The organism is Paenibacillus sp. CFBP13512 (genome assembly GCF_005233705.1).
Taxonomy (GTDB): domain Bacteria; phylum Bacillota; class Bacilli; order Paenibacillales; family Paenibacillaceae; genus Saccharibacillus; species Saccharibacillus nuruki.
On the sequence record NZ_QGAD01000005.1, the window covers coordinates 173459 to 197523 of the forward strand.

The 24065-nt window shown below is 40.6% G+C and carries 22 protein-coding genes; all 22 read left to right on the plus strand.

Annotated elements, in window-relative coordinates:
• The first annotated feature begins 2 nt into the window (after window positions 1-2).
• Window positions 3-602 carry a DUF6115 domain-containing protein gene (locus tag PaeCFBP13512_RS09530; RefSeq protein WP_069327354.1) on the plus strand — a complete coding sequence of 200 codons (600 nt, stop codon included), beginning with the start codon at window positions 3-5 and terminating at the stop codon, window positions 600-602.
• A complete protein-coding gene (locus PaeCFBP13512_RS09535; RefSeq protein WP_137222727.1) occupies window positions 599-1225 on the plus strand; it encodes a hypothetical protein in 627 nt (208 codons plus the stop codon). Before PaeCFBP13512_RS09530 ends, PaeCFBP13512_RS09535 begins: the two co-directional genes overlap by 4 nt.
• Before the next feature lie 227 nt (window positions 1226-1452).
• The gene (gene rpsB, locus PaeCFBP13512_RS09540; RefSeq protein WP_069327352.1) at window positions 1453-2148 is read left to right on the plus strand and encodes a 30S ribosomal protein S2; all 696 of its coding nucleotides are present in this window, start codon (window positions 1453-1455) and stop codon (window positions 2146-2148) included.
• Window positions 2149-2281: 133 nt separating this feature from the next.
• The gene (gene tsf / locus PaeCFBP13512_RS09545) at window positions 2282-2932 is read left to right on the plus strand and encodes a translation elongation factor Ts (protein WP_069327351.1); all 651 of its coding nucleotides are present in this window, start codon (window positions 2282-2284) and stop codon (window positions 2930-2932) included.
• Between the two features lie 203 nt (window positions 2933-3135).
• Complete coding sequence (gene pyrH, locus PaeCFBP13512_RS09550) at window positions 3136-3864, plus strand: UMP kinase (protein ID WP_069327350.1); 729 nt, start codon at window positions 3136-3138, stop codon at window positions 3862-3864.
• Window positions 3864-4418: a ribosome recycling factor gene (gene frr, locus PaeCFBP13512_RS09555; protein WP_069327349.1), complete on the plus strand. Its 555-nt coding sequence runs from the start codon at window positions 3864-3866 to the stop codon at window positions 4416-4418. The genes pyrH and frr overlap by 1 nt, the downstream gene beginning before the upstream one ends.
• A 66-nt stretch (window positions 4419-4484) precedes the next feature.
• Window positions 4485-5252 carry an isoprenyl transferase gene (locus tag PaeCFBP13512_RS09560; RefSeq protein WP_069327348.1) on the plus strand — a complete coding sequence of 256 codons (768 nt, stop codon included), beginning with the start codon at window positions 4485-4487 and terminating at the stop codon, window positions 5250-5252.
• A 55-nt stretch (window positions 5253-5307) separates the two neighbouring features.
• Window positions 5308-6108, plus strand: a complete 801-nt coding sequence (locus PaeCFBP13512_RS09565) for a phosphatidate cytidylyltransferase (RefSeq protein ID WP_137222729.1) — start codon at window positions 5308-5310, stop codon at window positions 6106-6108.
• Window positions 6109-6156: 48 nt separating this feature from the next.
• Window positions 6157-7305 (plus strand): 1-deoxy-D-xylulose-5-phosphate reductoisomerase, encoded by a 1149-nt coding sequence (locus PaeCFBP13512_RS09570; RefSeq protein ID WP_137222731.1) that lies wholly within the window; start codon window positions 6157-6159, stop codon window positions 7303-7305.
• Between the two features lie 194 nt (window positions 7306-7499).
• Complete coding sequence (gene rseP, locus PaeCFBP13512_RS09575; RefSeq protein WP_069327345.1) at window positions 7500-8771, plus strand: RIP metalloprotease RseP; 1272 nt, start codon at window positions 7500-7502, stop codon at window positions 8769-8771.
• A gap of 274 nt (window positions 8772-9045) precedes the next feature.
• The gene (gene proS, locus PaeCFBP13512_RS09580) at window positions 9046-10503 is read left to right on the plus strand and encodes a proline--tRNA ligase (protein ID WP_137222733.1); all 1458 of its coding nucleotides are present in this window, start codon (window positions 9046-9048) and stop codon (window positions 10501-10503) included.
• A gap of 206 nt (window positions 10504-10709) precedes the next feature.
• Window positions 10710-15029: a PolC-type DNA polymerase III gene (locus PaeCFBP13512_RS09585; protein ID WP_137222735.1), complete on the plus strand. Its 4320-nt coding sequence runs from the start codon at window positions 10710-10712 to the stop codon at window positions 15027-15029.
• A 308-nt stretch (window positions 15030-15337) separates the two neighbouring features.
• Window positions 15338-15799, plus strand: a complete 462-nt coding sequence (rimP, locus tag PaeCFBP13512_RS09590; RefSeq protein ID WP_069327342.1) for a ribosome maturation factor RimP — start codon at window positions 15338-15340, stop codon at window positions 15797-15799.
• A gap of 34 nt (window positions 15800-15833) precedes the next feature.
• Window positions 15834-16931 carry a transcription termination factor NusA gene (gene nusA, locus PaeCFBP13512_RS09595; RefSeq protein WP_069327341.1) on the plus strand — a complete coding sequence of 366 codons (1098 nt, stop codon included), beginning with the start codon at window positions 15834-15836 and terminating at the stop codon, window positions 16929-16931.
• Window positions 16932-17050: 119 nt separating this feature from the next.
• Complete coding sequence (gene rnpM, locus PaeCFBP13512_RS09600; protein ID WP_069327454.1) at window positions 17051-17359, plus strand: RNase P modulator RnpM; 309 nt, start codon at window positions 17051-17053, stop codon at window positions 17357-17359.
• Window positions 17352-17693, plus strand: a complete 342-nt coding sequence (locus tag PaeCFBP13512_RS09605) for a L7Ae/L30e/S12e/Gadd45 family ribosomal protein (RefSeq protein ID WP_069327340.1) — start codon at window positions 17352-17354, stop codon at window positions 17691-17693. Before rnpM ends, PaeCFBP13512_RS09605 begins: the two co-directional genes overlap by 8 nt.
• Window positions 17668-20193, plus strand: a complete 2526-nt coding sequence (gene infB / locus PaeCFBP13512_RS09610; RefSeq protein ID WP_069327339.1) for a translation initiation factor IF-2 — start codon at window positions 17668-17670, stop codon at window positions 20191-20193. Before PaeCFBP13512_RS09605 ends, infB begins: the two co-directional genes overlap by 26 nt.
• 17 nt (window positions 20194-20210) lie before the next feature.
• Complete coding sequence (gene rbfA / locus PaeCFBP13512_RS09615) at window positions 20211-20567, plus strand: 30S ribosome-binding factor RbfA (RefSeq protein WP_069327338.1); 357 nt, start codon at window positions 20211-20213, stop codon at window positions 20565-20567.
• Window positions 20568-20623: 56 nt separating this feature from the next.
• Entirely contained in the window at window positions 20624-21601 is a 978-nt protein-coding gene (locus tag PaeCFBP13512_RS09620) for a DHH family phosphoesterase (protein ID WP_137222737.1), read from the plus strand.
• Window positions 21598-22536, plus strand: a complete 939-nt coding sequence (gene truB / locus PaeCFBP13512_RS09625; RefSeq protein WP_137222924.1) for a tRNA pseudouridine(55) synthase TruB — start codon at window positions 21598-21600, stop codon at window positions 22534-22536. Before PaeCFBP13512_RS09620 ends, truB begins: the two co-directional genes overlap by 4 nt.
• Window positions 22537-22569: 33 nt before the next feature.
• Window positions 22570-23526, plus strand: a complete 957-nt coding sequence (locus tag PaeCFBP13512_RS09630) for a bifunctional riboflavin kinase/FAD synthetase (RefSeq protein ID WP_137222739.1) — start codon at window positions 22570-22572, stop codon at window positions 23524-23526.
• Between the two features lie 157 nt (window positions 23527-23683).
• Window positions 23684-23953: a 30S ribosomal protein S15 gene (gene rpsO / locus PaeCFBP13512_RS09635; protein ID WP_069327334.1), complete on the plus strand. Its 270-nt coding sequence runs from the start codon at window positions 23684-23686 to the stop codon at window positions 23951-23953.
• Window positions 23954-24065 lie beyond the last annotated feature (112 nt).

Here is a 24065-nt window from a genome sequence, read left to right on the forward strand (position 1 = left end):
GAATGAATTTGCCAGGATGGATATATATTGTTTTGATCGGAGCAGTCGCGATTGTATATGGATTTTTGTTACCCAAAGCTCGTAATGTAGCAGCAACCGCTCAGTCTATGGCTACAGTAGATAAAGTCGAGGATACATTAGAACATTACATGGCTGAGATCGAGAAGGAAAATGAAGAAATTATTGATCTAGTCTCTAAAATCAAGCAAGAGTCTACTGCCAAGCAGTTAGCTCTTCAAGAACAATTAACAGAGATGAGACAACGCTTGATCCAGCTGGAGCAAAAGCCTGATCCTGTTATCATGCCATCTGCTGTTCCACCTGTAGCTACCATGCAGAATCCTGCATATACGCAAACACAGGGTACAGGAACACAAGGAGACGCGTTGCGGGAATCAGCTGCACGAATGGCGCAACAGTACAGTGAACCGGTTGTAGAAGAGCAACCAGACACGACAGAACGTATTCAAGATCGTTATCAAGAACTGTTTGCCCTTTATGAAAATGGGAAATCTATTGATACTATTGCCAAAACTGTAGGTTTACAGCGAGGCGAAGTACAATTGATTTTGCAGTTGGCTAAACAGGAGGATCATAAGTGATTAAAAATCGTTCTTTAATAATGGGTATAGGTGTAGGAATTATTATCGGTGCTGTTTTGCTTCAGCTTTTTAATATTGGTAATGGTCAGACCATGTTAGATGGTACTCAGTTAACCGCTGAACAGATCAGAGAAGCAGCACAGACTCAAAATATGCAGGTGTATGATTCGACAGAAAAAGTGTATAGCAGTGATGAATGGAAACAGTTGCAGCAAGAAGAGAAGCAAAAAGAAGAAGCCGCTAAAGCTCAAAAGGCAGAAGCGAGCAAGACAACAACCAAAGAGCCGACTAGCGAGCAACCAACAACTCCAGATAATCCAGCCACACCAGAGTCGACAGAAACCAAAAGTACAACACAGTCTACAACGCCAAAAACAAGCACTCCAAGTTCTCCAACGCAACCGAATACACCGACTACGTTTAAAATTACAAGTGGAGAAATGCTAAATGATATCGCTTATAATTTAAAAACAAAAGGTGTTATTGATAGCCAAAAAGAATTTGTGAATCGGGTCTCTGAACTTAAAGCCAATACGAAATTACAAATCGGCACATTCAATTTGAGTGCAGGTGAAGATTTGGATTCAATTATTGATAAGATCACGCATGAGCCGTCTCAATAATGTGATTGCTGCATTATAAGGCGGCTTCACGTCTGAATATGATGACTACTACATATCAATCAATTTGGGTGTTGCACAATATGTATTTGATATGATATATTAACTAATGGTGTTAAAACACACGCATTCTGATTTCAGGTAAAGGTGCTTTTCAGACGAAAAGTTTTACCGAAAGTTGACGTTTGCGGAGGCACACAAAAAACCAAAATAATAGGAGGTACATGGATATGGCAGTTATTTCCATGAAACAGCTTTTAGAAGCTGGCGTACATTTCGGTCACCAAACACGTCGTTGGAACCCGAAAATGGATCGTTACATTTTTACAGAAAGAAACGGAATTTACATCATTGATTTGCAAAAAACAGTGAAAAAAGTTGATGAAGCTTACAACTTTGTAAAATCCATCGCTGCTGACGGCGGTACAGTATTGTTCGTTGGTACGAAAAAACAAGCTCAAGATTCTGTTAAAGAAGAAGCTGAGCGTTCTGGTCAATTCTACATCAACCAACGTTGGTTGGGTGGAACTCTAACTAACTTTGAAACGATCAAAAAACGTATCAATCGTTTGAAAGAGTTGGAAAAATGGGAAGAAGACGGTACTTTTGAAGTTCTTCCTAAAAAAGAAGTAATCTTGCTTCGCAAAGAAAAAGATCGTCTTGAGAAATTCTTGGGCGGTATCAAAAACATGAAAGGTTTACCTAGCGCATTGTTCATCATCGATCCTCGTAAAGAGCGTATCGCTGTTGCAGAAGCACGCAAATTGGGTATTCCAATCGTAGGTATCGTTGATACTAACTGTGATCCAGACGAGATCGATTATGTTATTCCTGGTAATGATGACGCGATTCGCGCTGTTAAATTGTTGACTGGAAAAATGGCTGATGCTGTGGTTGAAGCTAACCAAGGCGAGCAAACTGCATAATTGTTTCTATTCATATGTCTTTAAATGAATGACAAAATAAAAAGGGTGGTTGGCAGGTGGATAACCTCTCACTGCCCTTTTTTTAAGATGATGTATAAAAAACTAAATTTCTAATTATATGGAGGTTACAACAATGGCAGTTAATGCTAGCGCAGTAAAAGAGCTTCGTGAAAAAACAGGCGCAGGAATGTTAGATTGTAAAAAAGCGCTTGAAGAAACAAACGGTGATATCTCTAAAGCAGTAGACGTACTTCGTGAAAAAGGTCTTTCTGCAGCAGCTGGTAAAGCTGGACGCGCTGCAACAGAAGGCGTAGTTGAATCTTACATCCACGCTGGCGGTCGTATCGGCGTATTGGTAGAAATCAACTGTGAAACTGACTTTGTTGGTAAAACAGACCAATTTAAAGAGTTTGCACGCGATATCGCTATGCAAATCGCAGCAGCTAGCCCATTGTATGTTCGTCGTGAAGAAGTTCCAACAGAAGCACTTGAGAAAGAAAAAGAAATTTTGAAAGCTCAAGCGTTGAACGAAGGCAAACCAGAAAAAATCGTTGAAAAAATGGTTGAAGGCCGCATCGGTAAATACTATGAAGAGTATTGCTTGATGGAGCAAACTTTCGTTAAAAACCCTGATAAAACAATCGATCAATTGTTGAACGAAAAAATCAGCACAATTGGTGAAAATATTTCTATCCGTCGCTTTGTTCGTTATGAACTAGGTGAAGGTCTTGAGAAAAAACAAGACAACTTTGTTGAAGAAGTTATGGCACAAGTAAATCAATAATCGCTACTAGCGAACTAAAGATTTACAATAACCGGAACACGATTTAAGAATAGAACAGAAGGAAGGGACACAGACTGTGTTCCTTCTTTTGTAAAATCTTATCATTCCGAGAACCTCATGGCAGAGCCGGAACAGGCAGTATCAGCGCCCTATCCGGCTTTATCACCATCAGGACTAATTTTCACAAAGTGGAGGGTATACAATTGAATAAACCTGTATTTAAAAGAGTTGTCTTGAAAGTCAGCGGTGAATCATTATCGGGTCAAAACGGATACGGTATTGATGCCGATACAATCGTCTCAATTGCCAATCAGATCAAAGAAGTTGTCGCATTGGGTGTAGAAGTTGCGATTGTATGTGGAGGAGGCAACATCTGGCGTGGAATCGCGGGCAGCGCAAACGGTATTGACCGCGCAACAGCCGATTATATGGGTATGCTTGCCACTGTAATGAATTCTTTAGCTTTGCAAGATGCATTAGAGCAGATTGAAGTGCCTACTCGTGTGCAGACTTCTATTGCAATGCAACAAATCGCAGAACCTTATATCCGCAGAAGAGCTATTCGTCATTTAGAAAAAGGTCGAGTTGTTATTTTCGCAGCAGGTACGGGTAACCCTTTCTTCTCTACAGATACAACAGCTGCTTTACGTGCTGCTGAAATCGAAGCAGAAGTTATTTTGATGGCTAAAAATAAAGTGGATGGCGTATACTCAGCAGATCCATTCAAAGACGAAAATGCTCAAAAATTCGAACAACTTACATACCTGGATATCTTGAATCAAAATCTAGGTGTAATGGATTCTACAGCTTCATCGTTGTGTATGGATAACAATATTCCACTCATCGTGTTTGCGATTACCGAAGAAGGAAACATCAAACGGGTCGTGCTCGGCGAGAAGATCGGGACGATCGTTAAAGGGAGTGTAGATTAATGCCACAATCAATCAAAACAAGTGCAGAAGAGCGCATGGAGAAAGCTATTCAAGCTTTAAGCCGCGATCTGTCCACGCTTCGTGCTGGACGTGCTTCATCTTCTATTTTAGATCGTGTACAAGTTGAATATTACGGTGCTTTGACACCTCTTAATCAGTTGGCAAATATCAGTACACCGGATTCACGTACATTGATTATTCAGCCTTGGGATAAATCTTCTTTAGCTGAGATTGAACGCGCAATTATGAAATCAGACTTGGGTCTTACACCGGCTAACGATGGTAACATTGTTCGTCTAAGTATTCCAGCTCTAACAGAAGAGCGTCGTTCTGAATTGGTTAAATTAACTAAAAAGTTTGGCGAAGAATCCAAAGTAGCGATTCGTAATATTCGTCGCGATGCTAATGAAGATATTAAAAAGCTTGAAAAAACAGACATTTCTGAGGATGAATCACGTCGTCATCAAGAAGATGTGCAGAAACTTACAGACAAATTCATTGCAGAAGTTGATAATGTACTAGCTTCAAAAGAAAAAGAGATTATGGAAGTGTAAGAGACTTACGACCCCTCCGAATAGGTGGGGTTTGTCTCTTTTCACTACTCGCATGGAGGAAAAGTGATGCTCAAGCGTGTTCGCTCGTGGTGGAAAAAGGAAGAGATACAGGTTTCCTCCGAGCTTTCGCAAGATAATATTCCAAAGCATATCGCTATCATTATGGATGGCAATGGACGATGGGCGAAAAGTTTGGGATTACCGCGTGTAATGGGTCATCAGAATGGTATGAAGGCTGTAAAGCGTGCCACAATTGCTGCGGATGACTTGGGAGTTCAATATTTAACCATGTATGCCTTCTCTACTGAAAATTGGAAAAGACCCAAAGAGGAAGTCGATTTTTTGATGAAACTTCCTGGTGAATTTATAGCATCTGAATTGGATGAGTTGATTGCAAAAAATGTACAGATTCGTTTGATGGGACACAAAGATGTATTACCCCCTCATACGATTGAGCCTTTAGAAAAAGCGATTCGTGATACTGCTAATAATACAGGACTGGTTCTTACTTTTGCTCTGAATTATGGAAGTCGTGATGAAATTACTGAAGGTGTGAAAGAAGTCGCTCAAGCTGTACAAAAAGGTACAATGCGTATCGAAGATATCACTTCTGAAAGTTTTGAACGCGTTTTACAATCTTCAGGGATGCCTGATCCTGATTTACTTATACGAACAAGCGGAGAACTTCGCCTGAGTAATTTTATGTTGTGGCAACTTGCCTATACAGAATTATGGTTCACTCCTATTTTTTGGCCAGAGTTTGGCAAGCAGCATATGATCGAAGCGGTATTAGAATACCAGCGTAGAACTCGCAGATATGGTGGTTTGAAATGAATGGTGATCTCTGCATAGGCAGGGAATATCCATTTGTTCGGATGGAGGATGGATTGTGAAAGAGCGGATAATCACTGGCATTGTAGCCGGAATACTCTACTTAGGGCTTTGCCTGCTCGGTGGCTATGCTTATCATGGGCTGCTCGTGGTGATGGCTCTTATTGGATATTATGAATTTGTAATCATGACAAAGTCGGCTCCGTTCGGAGCACCGGCAGTGATTGGTTATATTAGTGTGCTATATATGCTTTTACCATGGACATTAATGAATCTTGAACCGCCGTTGTCTGTTGATCACAGTATGTGGATTGTGATGCTGTTATTATTGTCCATTACTGTTATTTCCAAAAATAAAGTGGATATTAAACAAATGGCATTATTGTTCATCGGAGCCGTTTATATAGGTACAGGGTTTGCATATATTGCAGATACACGTCAGACACCAGACGGACATGGATTATTTTGGACGTTTATGTTGCTAGCTTCGATTTGGGCTAGTGATATTGGAGCTTATTTTACAGGCAAAATGCTAGGCAAAAATAAGCTATGGCCTTCGATCAGTCCCAATAAAACAGTTGAAGGTGCGATTGGTGGAGTCGTATTTGCTATTATTGTAGCTGTTATCTTTTCACTGATATCACCAGAACTTCTTCCAATGACGAATGCGATATTAATAGGTATAGCAGCGGCAGTCGTAGGACAAATGGGTGATTTGATTCAATCGGCATACAAGCGCATCTATGGAATCAAAGATTCTGGAAAATTGTTACCAGGTCATGGTGGTATTTTAGATCGCTGTGATAGCTGGTTAATGGTATTTCCACTTGTTCATATTGCGTTGCTTTTACCTTTCTAAATGATACGGATTTAAATGATAACCTATTGTAATCTAACGGGGTGCACAATGAAAAAATTAGCGATTCTTGGCTCTACAGGTTCAATCGGTACTCAAACATTAGATGTTGTTCGTGCGCATCCTGAAGCTTTTGAAGTTGAAGGACTAGCAGCAGGTAATAATATAGAATTGTTGATTCAGCAAGTATTGGAGTTTAAGCCATCTAAAGTTTCTGTAGGTTCTAAACAATCAGCAGAGCAGATCAAGCAACAACTACCTTCTCATATCGAAGTATTCTATGGGGAGCAAGGATTGATTGAAATTGCAGCAGGAACAGATGCAGATACCGTTGTTACAGCAGTTATGGGTAGTATGGGGCTTCCATCTACACTTGCAGCGATTGATGCAGGCAAAACGATAGGATTAGCGAATAAAGAAACATTGGTAACAGCAGGTCATCTAGTTACAGCTCGTGCTAGACAAAAAGGCGTTCAATTGTTGCCGATTGATAGCGAACATTCAGCATTATTTCAATGTCTAAATGGAGAACCCCGTGAACGTGTACATCAATTAACGTTGACTGCTTCGGGAGGTTCATTTCGTGATCTTACACGAGAGCAATTGAAGCATGTGACTGTGGCTGATGCACTGAAGCATCCTAACTGGTCTATGGGTTCCAAAATTACGATTGATTCTGCAACGATGGCGAATAAAGGACTTGAAGTGATTGAAGCACACTGGCTATTTGATATGCCTTATGATCAGATTTCAGTACTGTTGCATCCTGAAAGTATTATTCATTCATTTGTAGAATTTGTAGATACCAGTATTATTGCACAATTAGGTAATCCAGATATGCGTGTACCGATTCAATATGCATTAACGTATCCTGATCGTCAGCAAGCTCCTTCTTCGCGTCTGTCGTTAGCTCAGATCGGGCAGCTTAATTTCCGTGAAATGGATTACAATCGTTTTCCTTGTCTAAGCATGGCTTTTGAAGCAGGACGTTTGGGCGGAACAGCACCGACAGTATTTAATGCAGCGAATGAAATTGCAGTAGCTCGATTTTTAAATGGAGAAATTCCATTCTTATTGATCGAAGATATTATTGCGGATGCTCTACAACAGCATGAAGTGATTGCCAATCCAGAGCTAGAAGTCATTTATGCTACCGACGCACAGACTAGAGCAAGAGCCAGTGCATTTTCAGTATTGTAAAAGGAATGGTATGTTGTATAGATAATGTGATAGTGGTTTTGTATCATGACGATTATGCCTATAACCGGGATTATCAACAGAAATGGAATTTATTTCTTGATGTTCGCCATGCTCTGCTTGTATCAGACCGTACAAAAGTGATAATCTAAAAGTGCAGACCTTCGGTCGCAAGCGAAAAAGGAGGATTTGGCGATTTGGAGACACTTCAAGTAGTAGTTATGACGGTACTCATGTTTTTTATTATTGTTACAGTGCATGAGTGGGGGCATTATTATTTTGCCAAGCGTGCAGGAGTATTAGTACGCGAATTTGCTATTGGCTTCGGCCCAAAACTGTTTTCATATAAAAAAGATGAGACTGTATTTACATTGCGTTTACTGCCGTTTGGTGGTTATGCCCGCATGGCTGGTGAAGATCCTGAACTGGTTGAGATTCAGCCCGGACAGACGATCGCTATTCGTACAGCCAATGAAGTCGTTAAAACGATTTTTGTAGATCAATTAGATAATCGTAAAAATGTTATTCGTGGCGAAGTACAATCAATTGATATTATTGATGATCTCAAAATTGTATTGGATGTTGATGGTGATATTCAAACATTTAATGTAGATCCCAAAGCAATGATGTCGATCAAAGGGCAAGATATTCAGATTGCACCGCGCAATCGTCAGTTTAATAGTGCAACTGTAGGTCAACGGGCATTGTCTATTTTTGCAGGACCTGCAATGAACTTTATTCTTGCTTTTATTCTTTGTCTGATCTTGGTACGTATGACAGGTGTACCTGTTGAAAATCCAACAGGGGTTATTTTGGGTCAGGTCACTTCGGATTCTCCAGCTCAATCTAGTGGGTTGCTAAAAGGCGATCTAGTGGAGAAAGTTAACGGAACCGAAATTGCAGGAGATTCTGTCAAAATGATTAGTTTGATTGAATCTTCGGCAGGTAAACCTATGGAATGGACGATTGAACGTGGTGGTCAAGAACAGACGGTTACTATTACTCCTAAAGCAAACGAAAAAAATGTAGGTAAAGTAGGAGTCGCTGTAGAACCTCAAACTCGTTCAGCTTCTTTTGGTGAAACATTTAGCTATGCAGGCGAACGCTTTATCGATATGAGTACAACGATTTTAACAAGTTTAAAAATGTTAATTTTTGGACAGTTCCATTTAGATGATCTAGCAGGACCTGTAGGTACGATTCAAGTTACGACTGAAGTGGCAAGACAGGGACTTGATAGTATGATTCTTTGGACAGCACTAATTAGTACCAACTTGGGAATATTCAATCTATTGCCTATTCCAGCATTAGATGGAAGTCGTTTGATTTTCTTGTTGGTGGAATGGATACGTCGTAAGCCACTTGAACCAAGCAAAGAAGGTTTGGTTCATTTAATCGGATTCGGTATGTTATTCTTGCTGATGATCGCTGTAACCTATAATGATATTGTACGTTTAATTAAAGGTTAATATCTGTGCTGTAGCGTATAGACAGACATGATATACTCAAAGAAAGACCACGGAAGCAGAAGGGTGGAAATGCAACATGTACGCCTCAGCGTAAAGTTGAAGGATGTTGCAGATCATCACTCTTTTGCTTCTTTGTCTGAAATCATTCAACAAGCACTCACAATCATGATACAATAAGGTAAAATGAGCGACTAATAATAACAGATATCGATTCTGATATTATTCAGATCTGCTCGCTAAATATTTGGTTACTTACAGGAGGATATCCATTTTTATGTCGAATGATAAGCAGGACAAACAATTCGTAACTGAAATTACACCACAAAGCGAAGACTTCTCACGTTGGTATATCGACGTGATCAAAAAAGCTGAATTAATGGACTATTCACCTGTACGCGGTTGTATCGTTTTCCGCCCGGATGGATATGAAATTTGGGAGCATATTCAGCACGATTTAGACCGTCGTTTTAAAGAAACCGGTCATCGTAATGCGTATTTCCCATTATTTATTCCAGAAAGCTTTTTTGAAAAAGAAAAAGAACATATCGAAGGATTTAATCCTGAATTACCTTGGGTAACTGAAGCAGGCGGAGATAAGCTAGAAGAACGTTTGGCTATTCGTCCTACATCAGAAACCATGTTCGGACATATGTATTCTAAATGGATTCAATCTTATCGTGATCTTCCAGTATTGATTAACCAGTGGGCTAATGTTGTTCGTTGGGAAAAACGTACATTGCCTTTCTTACGTACAAGTGAATTCTTGTGGCAAGAAGGTCATACTGCTCACGAAACAGAAACAGAAGCACGCGAAGAAACAATGCGTATGCTTGAAGTGTATCGTGATTTTGTAGAAAGTTTCTTAGCGATTCCTGTAATTACAGGGCAGAAGAGTCCTTCTGAGAAATTTGCAGGCGCACGTGACACGTATTCTATCGAAGCGATGATGAAAGACGGACGTGCTGTACAAGCAGGTACTTCTCACTTTATGGGTACTAACTTTGCAGAAGCTTTTGAAATTCAATACTTAAGTCGTGACAATACACAAGAGTATGCACATACCACTTCTTGGGGTGTAAGTACACGTCTAATCGGTGCGCTTATCATGGTGCATGGTGATGATCGTGGATTGGCTTTACCTCCTAAAGTGGCTCCAAAACAAGTCATGATTATTCCAATTGGACCTCCTAAAACACGTGATATGGTTGTAGGACGTGCAGATGAATTATTTGCTGAATTGAAAAAAGCCGGAGTACGTGTAGGTATTGATGATCGTGCCGATGTACGTCCAGGTTGGAAATTCAATGAATATGAAATGCGTGGTATTCCAGTTCGTTTGGAAATTGGACCTCGTGATATGGAAAATGGAGTATGTGTATTGGTTTCTCGTATCACAGGCGAGAAAAAACAAGTGGCTCTTGAAAATATCGTAACTGAAGTTCAAAATATGTTAGATCAAGTACAACAAGAAATGTACGATCGTGCGCTTGCTTTCCGTGAAGAAAACATGCACCAAGTCGATACATTGGATGAAATGAAAGCTATTATGGAAGAAAAACGTGGCTTCTTTATCGCAGGCTGGGATGGTACGATCGAATCCGAAGCGAAAGTAAAAGAGGAAACAGGAGCAACGATCCGTAATATTCCTTTCCAATTAGATGTACAAAAAGAAAGATGTCTTGTTACAGGTGAACCTGCGAAACATACTGTTGTATTCGCTCGTGCTTATTAAGATATCTTATAGATCTAGACTGTCATCTATCTAGATCGGATAAATGTATAATTCAATTTCTAGCTGCTGTTGGTATAGGGCTGAAATGAACATATAGCTAACGATGTAAAGCTATTGAAGCAGGCAAGCTTCCAACAGAGTGGAGTAGACGGCAGTCTGATACCAACTTTAGTGGAGGCTTGTTGCTTTTTGGAAAGGGGGATCTTATGAGCGTTAGTGGAGAGAAAAGAACACGGTTCGAACTGTTAATGAACCAGGCACAAGTACCTGCTGGATTAATGGAGCCTCATTTTGCAGATGGTATGATCGATCGAGTAGAGATTAGTCGTAGCAATAAAGAATGGAAAATCGTGATTGCGAAAGAAACATTAGTAGCAGCACCAACCTATCGTGCGTTTTGCTTGCATATTCAAGAGAAGATGGGGCATATCGCCAAAATTCGCTTTCTGTTTCAATACGATGAAGCTGTCGATGTGGTACAGATTGTAGAAGAATACTGGAATATGTTTTTGGAATGGGTACAACGTGAAATCCCTTCTGTTAATGGATGGATGACACGTGCTAAATATATGGTAGACGATCATACAGTTACGGTGACGATGAGTGATAACATGTCACTAGAACTTGCCAAAAAGAAGCAAATTGATCAAGCTATCGTACGCTTTTATCAAGATTATTTTAATCTTACGTTACGGATCAAGCTTCAAGTGGGTGAAAATACGACTGAAGCTGTAGAAGAATTCCATGTACAGCGTCGTAAAGAAGAACTGGAAGAAATCGAGAAATTGATGACCAGTATGGAATCCGAGTTCGAAGAAGATACCGATGCAGATGGAGAGCCTGTACGCTTACAAGTCGGCTATGAGATCAAAGAACAACCTACACCACTTCAAGATATTCAAGATGAAGAAAAGAAAATTACGATTCAGGGAACTATTTTTGGCTTAGAAAGCAAAGAGCTTCGTAATGGTAGTACATTATTTACGTATTTCTTAACAGACTTTAGTGATTCCTTGCAAATGAAAATGTTTGCTAAAAATAAAGAAGATCTCAAAATCATGAATTTACTAGCCAATGGAAAATGGGTAAAAGCTCGTGGTAGAGTAGAATACGATCGCTTTATGACTATTCCAGAACTTGTCATGATTCCATCGGATCTAAGCGAAGTTAAAGCTCCTGCTGGACGCAAAGATGATGCTGACGAAAAACGGGTTGAATTTCATTTGCATACAACAATGAGTTCAATGGATGGGATTACACCGATTGATCAATATGTCAAAACAGCCGCGGCATGGGGACATTCTGCCATTGCAGTTACCGATCATGGTGGAGTTCAATGTTATCCTGAAGCCTACAAAGCTGCTAAAAAGCATGGTATCAAAATGATGTACGGACTTGAAGCGAATGTAGTGAATGATGCCGTAGCGATTGTACTCAATCCTCAACCGATTGATTTGAAAACAGCTACGTATATCGTTTTTGATATAGAAACAACCGGTCTATCGGTTACACAGAACAAAATTATTGAAATTGCAGCGATCAAAATGGTAGATGGCAAAGAGTTAGATCGCTATGCGACTTTTGTCGATCCGCATGAACGTATTCCTTACAACATTCAGCAGTTGACTAATATTACGGATGAAATGGTTCGTGGAGCACCAGAAATTGATCAAGTGATTCGTGAATTTGTAGAATTTGCGGGTGATGGTATTCTAGTCGCGCATAACGCACGTTTTGATATTGGCTTTATTCAAGCCACACTGAAAAATCACGATTTACCAGAAATGGAAAATCCGGTGTTAGATACTCTTGAATTAGCACGTTTACTGTATCCAACATTGAAAAATCACCGTCTAAATACATTAGCTTCGAAATATAAAGTCTCTTTGGAAAGCCATCACCGTGCGATTGACGATACACTAGCACTTGGAGGCATTTTGTTTGGACTGTTGAGTGATGCGGATAAAGAACGTCGCTTAACTCGTTTGGATCGTTTGAATGAATTTGTAGGGCAAGATTTATCCAATGTACGTCCTTTCCATTGTGGTATTTATGCATTGAATGAGATTGGCAAAAAGAATCTATTTAAATTAATCACTTTATCACATACTCAATACTTCAAACGGGTAGCTCGTATACCTAAATCGGTATTGACTGAATATAGAGAAGGATTGTTAGTTCTTTCTGGTTGTGAAAAAGGGGAGTTCTTCGAAGCCGTTCTTAATAAATCAGTAGAAGAAGCCGAGGAAATTGCTCAATTCTATGATGTATTAGAAATTCAGCCGCTAACGATGTACATGCATCTCGTAGACAAAGGATTAGTAGCCAGTCCACGTGAGTTAGAGATCGCTGTGAACAAAATTTATGATATCGGAGCTAAATTAGACAAGCCGGTAGTCGCAACAGGAAATGTTCATTATTTGGAACCGAGACAGAAATTGTTCCGTGATATTACGATTAACGGTATTACCGGTTTTAGTCCGCTTAAAGATCAGCGTAAACCGGATGCTCATTTACGCACAACGAACGAAATGATCGAAGAATTCAGCTTTATGGGTGAAAGCAAAGCCAAAGAAGTCGTTGTCACCAATACGCAAGCATTAGCAGAACGTTTTGAATCGTTTGAACTGTTCCCTGAAAAATTGTTTACACCTATTTTAGAAGGTGCAGACGAAGAAATTCGAAATACTTGTTATGATACAGCGAAGTCGATCTATGGCGAAGAGTTACCAGATGTTGTTGTAAAACGTCTTGAAAAAGAATTAGAACCGATTATCAAGTTCGGATTTTCTGCCAACTATTTGATTTCTGAGAAATTAGTTAAAAAATCTAACCAAGATGGTTATTTGGTAGGTTCACGGGGTTCTGTAGGTTCTTCTGTTGTAGCTACGTTTCTAGGTATCTCTGAAGTAAACCCATTGCCTGCTCACTATATCTGTACCAATCCAGAATGTAGACATAGTGAATGGTTTTTAGATGGTAGTATTCCGAGTGGATTTGATTTACCCGACAAAGACTGTCCTGATTGTAATGGTAAGCTTAAAGGGGAAGGTCAAGATATTCCGTTTGAAACGTTTTTAGGATTTAAAGGGGATAAAGTTCCCGATATCGATTTGAACTTCTCAGGGGATTATCAACCGAAAGCTCATAATTACACCAAAGAATTGTTTGGCGAAAAAAATGTATTCCGTGCGGGTACCATTGGTACAGTAGCGGAAAAAACAGCATTTGGTTTTGCTAAGAAATATGAAGAATTGCATCAGAAGAAATGGCGTAATGCTGAACTTAGCCGTCTAGCTTCAGGATGTACAGGCGTCAAACGGAGTACAGGACAGCATCCCGGTGGTATCGTTGTTGTACCGGATTATATGGATGTAGAAGATATTACACCTGTTCAGTTCCCGGCAGATGATGTGAATGCAGAGTGGAAAACGACACACTTTGATTATCATGCTTTTGAAGCCAACTTGCTCAAACTAGATATACTAGGACATGATGATCCGACCATGATGCGGATGTTGCAAGATTTGACAGGTGTAGATCCGACGAAGATTCCGATGAATGATCCCAAAGTCATGAGTATGTTTAACTCGACAGAAGCATTAGGGATTACAGCAGAGCAATTACGCAGCCCTGTTGCTACTTATGGTGTACCTGAGATGGGTACTAAATTTGTACGCCAGATGTTAATTGAATCGCTACCTTCTTCCTTTGCCGATTTGTTGCAGATATCAGGTCTGTCTCATGGAACAGGGGTATGGTTAGGAAATGCACAAGATTTGATCAAAAATAATACCTGTAATATCAAAACAGTAATCGGTTGTCGTGATGATATTATGTTGTTCTTAATTTACAAAGCAGGTATGGATGCCAGTCTTGCTTTTAAAATTACTGAAAGTGTACGTAAAGGGAAAGGGTTGTCCCAAGAGTGGATTGATGAGATGAAGAAATGCAAAGTACCGCAGTGGTATATTGATTCCTGCCTCAAAATCCAGTACATGTTTCCGAAAGCCCATGCTGCTGCTTATGTTATTTCAGCAGTGCGGACGGCTTACTTCAAACTGTATTATCCAATTCAATACTATGCGACTTATTTTACAGTACGGATCGAAGACTTTGATCCTGATCTATGTTGTCAGGGATATGAAGCGATCTATCGTAAAATTGTCGAGATTGAACAAATGGGATTCCAAGCTCCAACCAAAGAAAAAAATATGATTCCTATGTTAGAAATGGCACTTGAAATGACAGCACGTGGATTCAAATTCCAACCGGTGGATCTGTATCGCTCTGAAGCGACTACATTTACAGTGGATGGAGATAGCTTGATTCCTCCATTTTCAGCTGTACCGGGGATTGGTGATAATGCAGCACGTAATATTGCGGCTTCTCGTCAACACGGAGAATATCTGTCGATTGAAGATTTCCAACAGAAATCCAAAGCGACTAAAACGATCGTGGAATTGATGACGCAAATGGGTTGTTTCCGTGGCTTGCCAGAAAGCAATCAGCTGTCTCTATTTTAAATCAAGACGATGCGTCATGTACCAAGCATTAACACCTTGTAGTCAAGGTTATTTACTTGTCACTCCTTTGGAATTATGATATAATTTTAAGGTGATAAGGAAGATAAAACCGTTTTGTGAAGAGTGGGGAAACCCACTCTTTACTCTTTGGTATACGGTTGTTGAATACATTTACAGGAAATAATGACGCAGAAGATCGAACCGAGAGAAGTAAATTGGTTCGATTTTCTACAAAAAGCGGCAATAATGAATTGGTTCAACAACATGTTTTGTATATAGGATTTTAAGGTGATGGAGGGTTGAATTGTTTGAGCACACCGAAGATTAAAACGACCGTAGAAGAAATGGTACAGCCATTTTTGAGTGAGCATGGCTTCGAGTTGGTCGATGTGGAATATGTAAAAGAAGGCAGTAACTGGTTTTTGCGAGTGTTCGTGGATAAGGACGGCGGTATTGATATCGAAGATTGCAGTCGGATCAGCGAATATATGAGTGAACAATTGGATGGCAATGATCCGATTACGGGAGCTTATTTTCTAGAAGTATCTTCTCCAGGTGCAGAACGTCCACTTAAGAAAAGTGAAGATGTTGCAAAAGCAGTTGGCAAAGATGTTTTTGTAACAACGTATGCAGCTTTGGATGGACAGAAGGAATTTGAGGGACGATTGCTTTCATTTGATAATGAAGAATTACTGATCGAAGCGGGCAAAAAAACTCACACTATTCCATATGAAAAAGTAGCCAGCGCAAGACTGGCAATCATTTTTTAAACGGTAGTTTTTTGAAAGGGGGAACTTGAAGCACATGAGTATGGAGTTTATTGAAGCAATGAACGAATTGGAAAGAGAACGAGGAATCAGCAAAGACATCGTGTTCGAAGCGATCGAGGCTGCCCTAATTTCCAGTTACAAGCGTAATTTTAATGCAGCACAAAATGTACGTGTTGATATGAACCGCAATACAGGAGTTATCAAAGTATTTGCACGTAAAAATGTAGTGGAAGAAGTCTTGGATGCACGTACAGAGATTTCTATAGTATCTGCGCACGACATCAACCCGAACTTTCAGTTGGAAGATGTTGCTGAGATCGAAGTGACTCCGCGTGACTTTGGACGTATTGCTGCACAAACAGCGAAGCAAGTCGTAACTCAACGTATTCGTGAAGCAGAACGTGGTTTGATTTACAATGCTTTTATCGACAAAGAAGAAGATATCGTAACAGGTATCGTTCAACGTCAAGATGCACGTAATATTTATGTGGATCTTGGTAAGATCGAAGCTGTACTTCCTCTAACTGAATTAATGCCTAACGAGAAATTCACAATGAATGAACGTATCAAGGCTTATATCACTAAAGTGGAAAATACAACTAAAGGTCCTCAGATCATTTTGTCACGCACACATCCAGGATTGCTTAAACGTTTGTTCGAACTTGAAGTACCTGAGATTTTCGATGGTGTGGTTGAGATTCGTTCTGTAGCACGTGAAGCAGGCTTCCGTTCTAAAATTGCTGTCTTCTCACGCAACGAAGAAGTAGATCCAGTTGGTTCATGTGTAGGTCCTCGTGGTATACGTGTACAGATGATCGTTGGTGAACTTCGCGGTGAAAAAATCGACATCGTTCGTTATTCTGATAGTGTTGAAGAGTATGTTGCTAATGCTCTTAGCCCATCCAAAGTACTGGAAGTTCAAGTATTTGAAGATGAGAAAATGGCACGCGTAATCGTTCCTGATTATCAACTATCTCTGGCGATTGGTATCAAAGGGCAAAATGCTCGTCTTGCTGCCAAATTAACAGGATGGAAAATTGATATTAAGAGCGAGACACAAGCAGAAGAAGAATATGGTCGTCCAAAAGAAGCTAGCGAAGAAATGCACCAAGATTCGATATCGGTTGACTAAACATTTTCATTTGTATGCCTGATAGGACTTTCCCTCAAAATGGCAGGGGACAGGTGCCGCTTTGGATGTTGATGTTATGATAACAATATGGGGAGTTCGAAGGGGGACATGAGATGATGATAAAAACCAAGAAAGTACCGCTGCGCAAATGTGTAGCTTGCCAGCAAATGATGCCTAAGAAAAGTCTAGTGCGTATTGTACGTACGCCAGACGATCAGGTAGAAATGGATTTGACCGGTAAAAAATCGGGACGTGGTGCGTATATTTGTGGCAACATGGCCTGTTTTCGTTTGGCACAAAAGAGTCGTGCGTTTGATCGTGCACTCAAAGCGCCTGTTAGTGCGGAAATATATGAGCAGCTTGCCCATGAATTTAGCAGTGTAGAGAACGATTTTTGTACAGTACAGGAAAGAGGCGCTAATGAATAACGAACTATCCCTACTCGGGCTTGCGATGCGAGCCGGCAAAGTGTTATCTGGAGACGAATTGGTTCTCAAAGCGATTCGTTCTCAAGAAGCCACCCTTGTCGTATTAGCTGGAGATGCTTCAGATAATACACAGAAAAAATTCCGTGATAAATGCGGAAGTTACAGTATTCCGCTTCTTATCGGGTATGACCGTGATCAGCTCGGCTCAAGTATTGGTAGAGATGGACGAGTCGTGTTGGCTCTGACAGACAAGGGTTTCGCAGAGTTATTCCGCAAACGAATGGGGAATTCCTCGGAGGTGGAATATATTGAGCACACAGGAGCAGAAGGATAAACTGAGAGTTTATGAATATGCGAAATCTCTCAATATGAGTAGTAAGGAAATCATTACGATCTTGAAAAGACTGGATGTACCGGTCAATAATCATATGAGTGTTATGGAAAATGATGCTGTATCCAAAGTGGAAAAGTTTTTCAAAGATATCAAATCAAATGCTGCGGATAAGCATGTCAATTCAACAACCCAAAACGCGAGTGCGGATCGTACTCGTGAAAAAATTCAACAGGAAAAGCAGGTAGGTATGGATACGAAAACGCAGAACAACTCAAATAGTGGGAATAACAAACCCCAAAACGGTTCCTCTAGCAGTAACCGTAGTAACTCGTCGTCTAGTCAATCAAGTAACCGTCCAAGTACGGGAAGTAACAACAGCAGTTCTAGAACATCTTCAACATCAGGACAAAGCAGTCGCCAACCAAGCAGTGCTTCTCGTCCGCCATCTCAATCCAGTTCTCAGAACCGTCAGCCTTCAGGTCAAGTAAGAAGCGCTGGTCCTACAGGTAACAGCAGTACAAGTAGCAATGGTAACCGCAATGCTAGTGGCGGTACTGGAAGTAGTAATGCTGGTCCTAAACGCAATAACAGTACTGGTGGCGGTCAAGGCGGAGGCAATCGCTCCGGTGGCGGCGGTGGTAACCGTTATGGTAGCAACAACAATAGTAACCGTAACAGTGGACGTGGTGGTAAAGGTCGCGGTAAAAATCAATATAGCAACCAACCTCCTCGTGAGAAAATTGATAATACACCTAAGAAAATCATCGTTCGCGGTGAAATGACTGTTGGTGAAACAGCTAAATTGCTTCATAAAGATGCTTCAGAAGTTATCAAAAAGTTGATCACAAGTGGCGTAATGGCTACGATTAACCAAGAGCTTGATTTGGATACGATTCAGTTGCTTGCTAGCGACTATGGCGTAGAAGTTGAAATCAAAATCGCAGTTGAAGATGATCGTTTTGAAACCGTTGAAGAAGTCGATGATGAAGCTGATTTGAGCACACGTCCTCCAGTTGTAACGATCATGGGTCACGTCGATCATGGTAAAACAACATTGCTTGATGCTATCCGTTCTACGAACGTAACTGGTGGCGAAGCTGGTGGTATCACTCAGCATATCGGTGCATATCAAGTTGAAATTAACAAAAAGAAAATTACTTTCTTGGATACACCGGGTCACGAAGCGTTTACAGCTATGCGTGCTCGTGGTGCACAAGTTACAGATATTACAATTATCGTAGTTGCAGCAGATGATGGCGTTATGCCACAGACAGTAGAAGCGATTAACCATGCGAAAGCAGCGGGTCTTCCTATTATTGTTGCTGTAAACAAAATTGATAAACCAGGTGCGAACCCTGATAAAGTAAAACAAGAGTTAACAGAGTATGAATTGGTGCCGGAAGAGTGGGGCGGAGATACAATCTTTGTTAATGTATCTGCAAAACAACGCGAAGGTATTGAAGACTTGCTTGAAATGATCTTGTTGGTTGCTGAAGTGAACGACTATAAAGCAAACCCTGACAAACGTGCTCGTGGTGCGGTTATCGAGGCAGAGCTAGATAAAGGTCGCGGTCCGGTTGTACGTATTCTTGTACAAAACGGTACACTCAAAATCGGAGACGCATTTGTTGCAGGTAACTGCTTCGGACGTATCCGTGCCATGGTAAATGATAAAGGTCGCCGTCTTAAAGAAGCAGGCCCTTCTACACCAGTAGAAATTACAGGTCTGACTGAAGTTCCTTTAGCGGGAGATCCGTTCATGGTGTTTGAAGATGAGCGTAAAGCTCGTTCAATCGCTGACAAACGTGCGATTACACACCGTCAGTCTGAATTGGGTGCTAACACTCGTGTAACATTGGATGATCTTTTCCAACATATCAAAGATGGTGAAATCAAAGACCTTAACGTAATTATCAAAGGTGACGTTCAAGGTTCGGTTGAAGCTCTTAAAGGTTCATTGGAAAAAATCGAAGTCGAAGGCGTTCGCGTCAAAATTATCCACCGTGGTGTAGGTGCGATTAACGATTCTGATATTATCCTTGCTGCTGCTTCTAATGCGATCGTTATTGGTTTTAACGTTCGTCCAGATAGTCAAGCAACGCAAACCGCTGAGCAAGAAAAAGTAGATATCCGTCTACATCGTGTTATCTATAATGCTATTGAAGAAATCGAGCAAGCTATGAAAGGCATGCTGGATCCAGAATATAAAGAAGTTGTTGTTGGTCACGCTGAAGTACGTAGCGTATTCAAAATCAGTAAAGTTGGAGCTATTGCAGGATGTATGGTTACTTCCGGTAAAATGGTCCGCGCTGCTGAAAGCCGTCTGATCCGCGATGGTATTGTTATCTTTGAAGGTAAATTAGATTCACTTAAACGTTTCAAAGACGATGCTAAAGAAGTGGCTCAAGGGTATGAATGTGGTATTACATTAGATGGCTACAATGACCTCAAAGAAGGCGACATTATAGAAGCATTCATAATGGAAACCGTAGAGCGCTAAGTGCGAGGTGAAAAAACATGGCTAAAATCCGAACAGGTAGAGTCGGAGAACAAATCAAAAAAGAATTAAGCTTGCTTATTCAAAGTGAAATGAAAGACCCACGTATAGGTTTTGTAACGGTAACAGGTGTAGATGTCACTAATGACCTATCACAAGCTGAGGTATACCTTAGTGTGATGGGTGATGAAGAGCAAAAAGCGAATTCTGTAAAAGGTATCGAAAAAGCAACAGGGTTCCTTCGTTCTGAATTGGGCAAACGTATCCGTTTGCGTCACACTCCAGAGTTGATTTTCAAAATCGACGAATCGATTGCTTATGGTAGTCGCATCGAAGAGCTTTTGGGTGAGATCAAAAAAGACGAAACGAACGAGTAATTTAATCACTTTTACAAGGATCAAGCCATATAGCTTGATCTTTAAAGGAGACGGCGATGCAGACCTATGAACAAGGGCTTCTGAATGCGAAAGCATTTATTGAGGAGCACGATGATTTTCTAGTGGTTTCGCATGTTCAGCCGGACGGAGACGCAGTCAGTTCCACTGTAGTAGTGGGCTGGCTTCTGTCTTGTCTAGGCAAAAAATTCACACTGGTGAATGAAGGACCGATTCCCAAAAGAATGCACTATCTAACCTTATCTGATCAGATTATTGATCAACAAGAGGATGGTAGTGAACGTCAATATCAACATATTATTTGTGTAGATTGTGCAGATTTCAAACGCGTAGGTTTAGTTAGTAATTGGATGAGTGATACAGCTTCTATTTTGAATATTGATCATCACCCGACCAATGATAATTATGGCGAAGTTAATCTGATCAAAGCAGATGCAGCTGCAACTGCTGAAATTTTATATGACTGGATTGAATGTTTTGATGTGAAATGGACCAAAGAAGCGGCTGAAGCTATCTATACGGGTCTGTTAACAGACACAGGCGGATTCCGTTACTCCAGTACTTCTCCTAAAGTAATGGAGATTGCTTCACGATTATTGGATCTTGGTGTAAATGGACCGGATTTAGCAGAAACATTGCTAGAAGAAGTGACTTTACCACAAGTGAAAGTATTAGGGATGGCATTATCGACATTACAAATGTGTGAAGATGGCAAAATTGCTCATGTCCATGTTACACCTGAACATATGATTATAGCTGGAGCCGATAATGAAGACTTAGAAGGTATTGTTAACTATCCTCGTAATATTCAAGGCGTCGAAGTGGGCATCTTTTTTAAGGTAATTAATGATACTGCTGTTAAAGCAAGTCTCCGTTCTGCAGGTAAAGTCAATGTGGCAGCCGTTGCTCAGCATTTTGGCGGTGGAGGTCATATTAAAGCTGCAGGTTGCCGTTTGGAAGGGACTCTGGAAGAAGTTACAGCACAGGTGATCCAGCAGGTGAAGGAGTCATTATGAATGAATTTGATGGAGTGCTTGCGGTACATAAACCGGCGGGCTTCACTTCTCACGATGTGGTTGCCAAAGTTCGGCGTCTTGTAAGCATGAAAAGAATAGGACATACCGGTACACTTGATCCAGCCGTAACAGGTGTATTACCATTATGTCTGGGACGTTCAACACGAATTGTTGAATATTTGCAAGAAATGCCCAAAGAATACGTAGCTACACTTCGATTAGGATTAGCTACAGATACCGAAGATATGACCGGTACGATTACAGAGCAGATCGATACAGTAGATGTATCGGAAGAACAAGTGCGTCATGTACTGGGGCAAATGATTGGAACGATCTCTCAAGTACCCCCGATGTACTCTGCGATTAAAGTAGATGGTAAACGTCTGTATGAATTAGCACGAGAAGGCAAAACGATTGAACGCAAAGCGCGAGAAGTAACGATCTATGAATTGGAAATTATTGATTTCAAAGCAGGGGATCATCCTGAAGTTTCTTTCCGAGCATTATGTTCAAAAGGAACTTATATTCGTACGCTTTGTGTAGACATTGGACGTGCTCTGCATGTACCTTCGGTGATGGTTGAATTGGTTCGCACACAATCAGCGGGTATTTCACTCGATCAATGTGTAACATTTGAACAAATTGCAGAAGCTGTAGAGCAAGGCGTATTAGAACAACATTTGATCAAGCCAGATCAAGCTATGTCTAATCTACCTTCTTATACAGTAGATGCTTCGGTATATAAGCATACACTACAGGGTAAACGTATCAGCATCGATGCGATTCAGCCACACGATGAATCACAACTTCTAGCTGATATGACAACAGAGTCATCTGTATTTAAATTGTATGCACCAGATGGGATTTTTATCGGTATTTTCCGTTTGGAACAACCCGCACAAGAAATTGTACCTGTTAAAGTATTTTTACCGTAACGAATCCATTGTGGAATTGCAGGTGATATCGTAATGAATACAGTACATTTATCTTATCCATGGCCTGAAGATGTAGTGAAACATGCTTCCAAACCACAAGTACTTGTGATTGGACAGTTTGATGGGCTTCATCTTGGACATGCAAGTGTGATTGATCACGGTATTCGTCTAGCTAGACGACTGGGTGTTCCTGCTTCTGTGATGACTTTCAATCCTCATCCCAAAGAAGTGATGGGAAAAGGCGATTATGAAGGTTATCTTACACCGCTTGCAATGAAGGAAGAATTGTTGCGTGCGATGGGTGTAGATACATTATATATCGCTGAATTCAATCATGCTTTTTCACAGGTCACACCACAGCAATTTTATGAACAAATGTTATGCCCATTACAAGTCCATACGGTAGTGGTCGGCTTTGATTTCCATTTTGGATACAAAGGCGAAGGGAATCCAGATCTACTACGTACATTGGGTGAAAATGTATTGTCTGTAGAAACAGTTCCTGCTTTTTTATTAGAAGGAAACAAAGTAAGCAGTTCGGCTATTCGTGGTGCTTTGCGAGAAGGCAATGTCGCTCATGCGTATAAGCTATTAGGTCGTCCTTACCAGATTCGTGGTAAAGTGGTCGATGGTGATAAGCGTGGACGTACGATTGGATTCCCGACCGCTAATCTAGAACTGGATGGAAATTATGTAGTGCCGTCTTCTGGAGTATATGCAGTTCGTGTACTTGCTGAAGGAGCTTGGCGTGCTGGTGTTATGAATATCGGATACAAGCCTACGTTCCAAACAGGAGAGACACGACCTAGTTTCGAAGCTCACATTCTTGATTTTCAAGGCGATCTCTACGGACAGCATCTAGCTGTGGAATTAATAGATTATATTCGTCCCGAGCAGAAGTTCAGCGGAATTGAAGAGTTAGTTACTCAAATTCGTAAAGATGCAGACGGTGCACGTTTATTATTATCGAATCTTGATCATGAATCATAAGAATACCGTTGATATTTAATATCGACTTATGCTATACTAATCAACGTTGTCATTCTAATAAATGACAGTCTTCAAAACCTTGGCTTGGTTATACGATCTCACCGTCGATAACGAGGCTAACGGTTATTATGAATTACACTATTAGGAGGTGAATAGGATGGCATTAACACAAGAACGCAAGCACCAATTGATCGAAGAGCACAGAACTCACGAATCCGATACAGGATCTGTTGAGGTGCAAGTCGCTATCCTTACTGAGAACATTTTGAATCTGCAAACGCATTTTCGTGCTCACAAGAAGGATCATCATTCCCGTCGTGGATTGTTGAAAATGGTTGGTCAACGTCGTAAGCTTTTGGCTTACATCAAAAAGACTGACGTTAAACGTTATAGCGCATTGATCGAAAAATTAGGTCTTCGTCGCTAAAATTAAAAAGTATGTCCAAAGCAGCCTGGTTGTTCAGCCGTATGGTCTTTTCGGAGCCGACGGTGACGGCCGGGTTGCTTTTTGTAAGTAGAGGTATTTTTGCAATTTTTAT